This is a genomic window from Protofrankia sp. CiP1_Cm_nod4, assembly GCF_982290645.1.
In genome coordinates, this window is sequence record NZ_CEVIVC010000025.1 from 6,251 (window position 1) to 11,653 (window position 5,403).

Consider the following 5,403-nt stretch of genomic DNA (forward strand, 5'->3'; position numbering starts at 1 on the left):
CCGGCGGCGAAAAGGCCGGCGGCGAGAAAGCCGGCGGCGAGAAAGCCGGGGAGGCAGGGGACGCCGATGCCGCGGAAAAGGGCGGGCCGCGCCCGCTGTTCGCCGGCATCAGCGACGAGATCCTCCTCGACCTCGGTGTTTCCGAGCCGCTGATCCCGCTCATCCGGCGGATCGTCACCGAGGACGAGCTGCTCGCCCTCGCCGATATCGCCCCGCAGCTCACCGCCGACGTCCTGCTGGCCCTGTACGACGGCAAGACCTACGAGCAGGTGCTCGAGGAGGTGACCGACCCCGTCCGCGCCGACGAGCCGGTCAACCCCGACGACTTCGCCGCGGCGGTGCAGCGCCCGTCAACCCAGGTCACCAGCAATGACGAGGCCCTGCGGGCGATCCTCGCCGAGTCGTTCGCCCGCTGGCAGGTCTTCCTGCACCCCACCCAGCGCAAACTGGTCGAACGCCGGTACAACGGGCCGGCCCGGGTCGGCGGCGGCCCCGGGACCGGCAAGACCATCGTCGCCCTGCACCGAGCCCGCTACCTGGCCGAACACCTGCCACCCGGCGACGACAAACCGATCCTGCTGACGACCTTCAACCGCAACCTCGCCGCCGACCTGCGCACCAGGCTGCTGGCACTGGCCGGCCCGGAGCTGCTCGCCCGGGTGGACATCGTCAACATCGACAAGCTGGCCGGCCGGATCGTCGCCGAGGCCGGGCTCGACAGCCGCCGCCGGATCGTCGACGACACCGTCGCCGCCGAGCGGTGGCAGGCCATGCTCCTCGAACTGGGCGAGACACGCTGGGACCCGCAGTTCCTGGCCGCCGAATGGTCCCAGGTCGTCCTCGGGCAGGTCCTCAACTCACGGACCGACTATTTCAAGGCACGCCGGCCGGGCCGCGGCCGCGCGCTCACCCGACAGGACCGGGACGTCATCTGGCGGCTCACCGAACGGTTCGAAAAACGGCTCGAGGACGACGGCATATGGACCTGGCGCCAGCTGGCCGGCCGCGCCGCGCGCCTGGAAATGGACCGCCAGGCCCAGATCCAGCGGGCGCTGCGCGGGCAGCACAGCTCCGGCTCCACCCTGCGTTACCGCTACCGGCACGTCATCGTCGACGAGGCGCAGGACCTCGGCGCCGCGCACTGGAAGATGCTGCGTGCCATGGTCCCGCCCATGCCGGACGACATGTTCCTCGCTGGCGACACCCATCAGCGCATCTACGACAACTATGTCACCCTGGGCAGCCTCGGGATCAATATCCGCGGGCGTTCGGCCAGGCTGACCCTCAGCTACCGCACCACCCGGCAGATCCTGGGAACGGCGTTGGAGCTGCTCAGCGGGGAGACATACGACGATCTGGACGGCGGCGAGGAGAACCTTGCCGGATACCGCTCGCTGCTGCGGGGTGGCCGGCCGGCGCTGCGCGGCGTGGGCACCTGGGCCGAGGAGCAGCAGCTGATCAGCCGTCAGGTACGGACGTGGCTGGCGGCGCCCGACGGCCCGCCGGCCGACAGTTCGGCGACGGGTGGTCTGCCATCGGACGGTTCGATCGCGGTGTGCGTACCGACCAGGCAGATGGCCGGCGAGGTCATCCAACGCCTCACCGAGGACGGGATCATCGCTGTCGAGATCGGCCCGGAGGGGCCGAAGCGTCACGACGGTGTGCACGTGGGCACGATGCACCGCTTCAAGGGGCTCGAATACCGACGGATGATCATTGGCGGGGTGTGCGCCGGGCTGGTACCGCGCAGCGCCATCGAGAGCTACCAGGACAGCGACCCCAAGCGCTACCTGCGAGAACGGATGCGCGACCGCTCCCTGCTCTTCGTCGCCGCCACCCGAGCCCGCGACGACCTGGCCATCTTCTGGCACGGCACCCCGAGCCCTTTCCTTGCCGTCACGCACTCCTGACAGCCGGAAACGGTATGGATGCCTCAACGGCCCGCGGGTAAGGGGCTGGCGGGCGAGGTGCTGGGGAAAGTGCTGAGGGCGAAAAACGGTGGCCCGGGAGGTGAGCCCGGGCCACCGTTGTCACAGCGATGTCATGTCACGGTGATGCCACGACAACATCACGGAAGTCTCATGGTGGAGTCGTCCGCAGGCGTCGGCGGTCGCCCGTGCTCTCAGGTGACGGGTGCCGGAATGACCTTTCCGGTGTCGGCGTCCACGTTGCCGGACCACTGGACGCCGGCCACGCCGGGGTTCCAGTCGTGGGCCACGCCGTAGACCCCGTAGTTGGGGAAGTACTTCTTGCTGAGATGGTTGTTGATGAACTTGATCTCGTCGCTGGAACCGCCGGGGAGCAGGCTGGAGTAGAAGATCCACGAGCCGCCGGCCAGCCAGTTGTTGTCGACGGTGACGTTGTGGTTGCTGCCGTACTCGGTGCCGAGCTGGACCACACCCGCTATGCAGTGGTCCAGGGCGATGTCGATCGTGTTGTGCCTGATCGTGATGTTGTCGGTGTTCCCGAGCCCCTGCAGGCCGTCGATGTGCTCACAGGCCGAGCTGACGACGAAGTCGTGGAGGTAGGAGTCCTCGACGACGTTGCCGCCGTCGATGCCGCCGCCGTCACGGAAGCCGCGGATCTCCACCCGGCGTACCGTCCAGTTCCTGCCCCGGATGGCCATCTCGTCGGCCGGTTGCGGGTCGTAGCTGCCGATGAACTCCGAGTCCTCGACCGTGACCGAGGCGTTGGCGACCTGGTCGCTGTTCACGCTGACACCGAAGGTGTCGTCGGTCGAGATGACACTGTTTCTGATCACGACTCCGGGCGCGGAGATGGTGAGGCGGCCGCCGCCCTTGATCCGGGCGTTCTGGATGACGGTGTTGGCCTTGGTGATCTCTCGCGGGCCGGTGTAGTCGGTCAGTGTCACACCGGCGGGTACCCCGGTGTTGCCGGCGTTCGGGAAGCTGCTGGCCGGGGCGGGCGCCGGGGCCGGGGCGCCGGGCTGGGCCGCCGTCGGCGTCTTCGGCACGCCGGCCGCCGCGGTGGCCGTGGGCGTCGCCGGTGGTGCCGCTGTCGGCTGTGAGGACGCAGTCGTGGTGGGTGTCGCGGCGAGAGCGATGGCGGCCGGTGGTGTCGGTGTTGATGTCGGCCCCGGGTCTACCGCTGGTTTGCAGCCGGCAAGCCCGCCGGTGATCGCCACAGCCGCTCCGGCGAGCAGGGGCACGAGCCGCCCGCCCAGCCAACGTTGTGAGCCCACTGTGAATTTCCTCCTTCAGCCGTGAATACGGCTTTGATCCCCCCGATGTTGATAATGACAGTAGCGCTCCTCATGGGCATCCACCGAGAGTCACCGTCATATTTCACAGAGTGCTGTTGGCGCGTTGGCTCAATTGATCGTAATTGTGTTTCAAGAGTTGTTTTGTTGCCTGTGGTCGTTCTTATTGGCGTGCAATTTTGTGAAATTGCAACCATTTGTGAACAATTTATAACCGTTGGTAGTTACGTATAACTCCAGATACTGGGTGTGACATGCCGGGCAAACCCAACGGGCTGGTGGACGGACGAAGCTGGCGTCGTGCCCCGGCCGGGGCCGGCCAGGGGCCGGCGCCCGCGGCCGGCGTCGCGGCCCGTGCCGCGGGCGTCCCTCCAGCGGAGCTCGGTGCGGTCATGACGCGCAGTGCGGTGTCAAAGATCGATATTGCGTGGCCTAGCCTGTCCGTGGCAGGGGGGAGGCCATGTACACGACTTTGCGTGACCGTCCGCCGGAATCCTCGCGGCCGGGCGCGGCCGGGGCCGCTCCGGCCACACCACCCGCCGCCCACGTGGACGGGACGCTCCCCACGCCCGCCGGGCGGGGCGGACGAGGCCGGGCCACCCGGCGGCTGCGCCAGGCCGTCGGCCCCACGGTGCTGCTGCTCGGGCTCACCAGCCTGCTCACCGACCTGTCGACCGAGATGGTCACCGCCGTCCTGCCGTTGTACCTGGTGGGCACGCTCGGTTTCACCCCGTTCCAGTACGGCCTGGTCAATGGTCTCTACCAGGGCGTGAGTGTGTTCGTACGGCCGGTCAGCGGTCTGCTGTCCGACCGCTGGATGCGCCACCGTGACATCGCCGCGGCCGGTTACGCCATGTCCGCGCTCGCGAAGGGCGTGCTGGTGCTGGGAGCAGCCTCCCCCGCGATGGTCTCCGGATCGCTGGCCGGCGACCGGATAGGCAAGGGGCTGCGGACGGCCCCACGGGACGCCCTGCTGTCCCTGACCTCCCGGGAGAGCGACCTCGGGTTCGTCTTCGGCATCCACCGGGCGATGGACACGGTCGGCGCGATGCTCGGGCCGTTCGTCGCCTTCGCCCTGCTGGCCGCCTCGCCGGACTCGTACGACCTGGTCTTCGTCGTGAGCGCGTGCGTGGCTCTGATGGGTGTCGCCGTGATCGTCCTCCTGGTCGAGCGGCACCCCCCGGGCACGGCGGGCACCGTGCCCGTCAACGGCGACGCGAACGATCTTCCTGTGTCCGGTGCCGGGCCGGTCGAGGCCGTGGCGGTATCCACGGCCGCATCGAGCCTGCCGGCCGCGCCGGCCGTATCGGGCATACCAGGCGTACCGGATCCGCCGGCCGCGCCGGCCATATCGGGCCCGCCGGTCCCGCCCGGCACGCCGGACTCTCTGGACGCGCCGGGCGGGGGTGAGCCGTCCGGCCGTCCCGTGCGCACCATGCGGGCCGCCATCGGTCTGTTGGCCGACAGGCGTTACCGTGCGCTCACCATCGTCGCTGGGGCTCTGTCCCTGTGCACGATCGGTGACGGTTTCGTCTACCTCCGTCTCCAGCAGGAGGTGGATCTCGCGGCCTACTACTTCCCCCTGCTCGCGGCGGGGACGTCGTGCGTCTACCTCGCCCTGGCCGTCCCCCTGGGCCGGATCGCCGACCGGACCGGCCGCACCCGGATGCTGATCATCGGCTACGTGCTGCTGGTCGCCGTCTACCTGCTGCTCCTCGTGCCGCGGCCGGGTGCCGCCGTCCTGCTCGGCTGCCTGGCGCTGCTCGGGGCCTTCTACGCGGCGACCGACGGCGTCCTGCCCGCGGCGGCGAGCGCGCTGCTGCCGGCCGGGTCGCGGACCACCGGGATCGCGCTCCTGCAGACCTGGGTGGCGCTCGGGCAACTGGCGGCATCCGCCGGGTTCGGTGCGCTGTGGACGCTGTACGGTGCCAGCTCGGCACTGTGGCTGGCGGGCGGGGCCGGAGCCGCCGGGTGCCTCGTGGCGGTGGCCGTTCTCGCCCGGGCCCGGGTGCTCGCCCCGGTGGGCGCGCCCGGCCCGGTGGGTGGGCCCGGCCCGACGGGGACGCCTGTGACGCAGGACAGCGGAAAGGAGACGGGCACCGATGGCTGACCCGGCCCGGGCCCGTGGACGTCCGCCCGGTCCGCCCCGGCCCGCCGCGCCCACCGCGCCCGGCAAGCGCGGC

Annotated in this window: 3 protein-coding genes; 2 read left to right on the forward strand and 1 reads right to left on the reverse strand. The window is 70.0% G+C overall.

The annotated features are described in order from the left end of the window. Positions 1-1,910: UvrD-helicase domain-containing protein (locus tag AC5LSR_RS07395; protein WP_493468283.1), on the forward strand; the 1,910-nt coding region annotated here is incomplete at its 5' end. Positions 1,911-2,122: 212 nt separating this feature from the next. On the opposite strand, the gene AC5LSR_RS07400 is transcribed toward AC5LSR_RS07395, so the two are convergent. Next, the gene (locus tag AC5LSR_RS07400; RefSeq protein WP_250285408.1) at positions 2,123-3,202 is read right to left on the reverse strand and encodes a right-handed parallel beta-helix repeat-containing protein; all 1,080 of its coding nucleotides are present in this window, start codon (positions 3,200-3,202) and stop codon (positions 2,123-2,125) included. 478 nt (positions 3,203-3,680) lie between these two features. Between AC5LSR_RS07400 and AC5LSR_RS07405 the strand changes: the two genes are divergently transcribed. After that, positions 3,681-5,330 carry an MFS transporter gene (locus tag AC5LSR_RS07405; protein ID WP_250285407.1) on the forward strand — a complete coding sequence of 550 codons (1,650 nt, stop codon included), beginning with the start codon at positions 3,681-3,683 and terminating at the stop codon, positions 5,328-5,330. Positions 5,331-5,403 lie beyond the last annotated feature (73 nt).

Bases quoted from the DNA above. Each gene is read 5' to 3' on its own strand.
- AC5LSR_RS07405 (WP_250285407.1), top strand. From the start codon at position 3,681: ATGTACACGACTTTGCGTGACCGTCCGCCGGAATCCTCGCGGCCGGGC.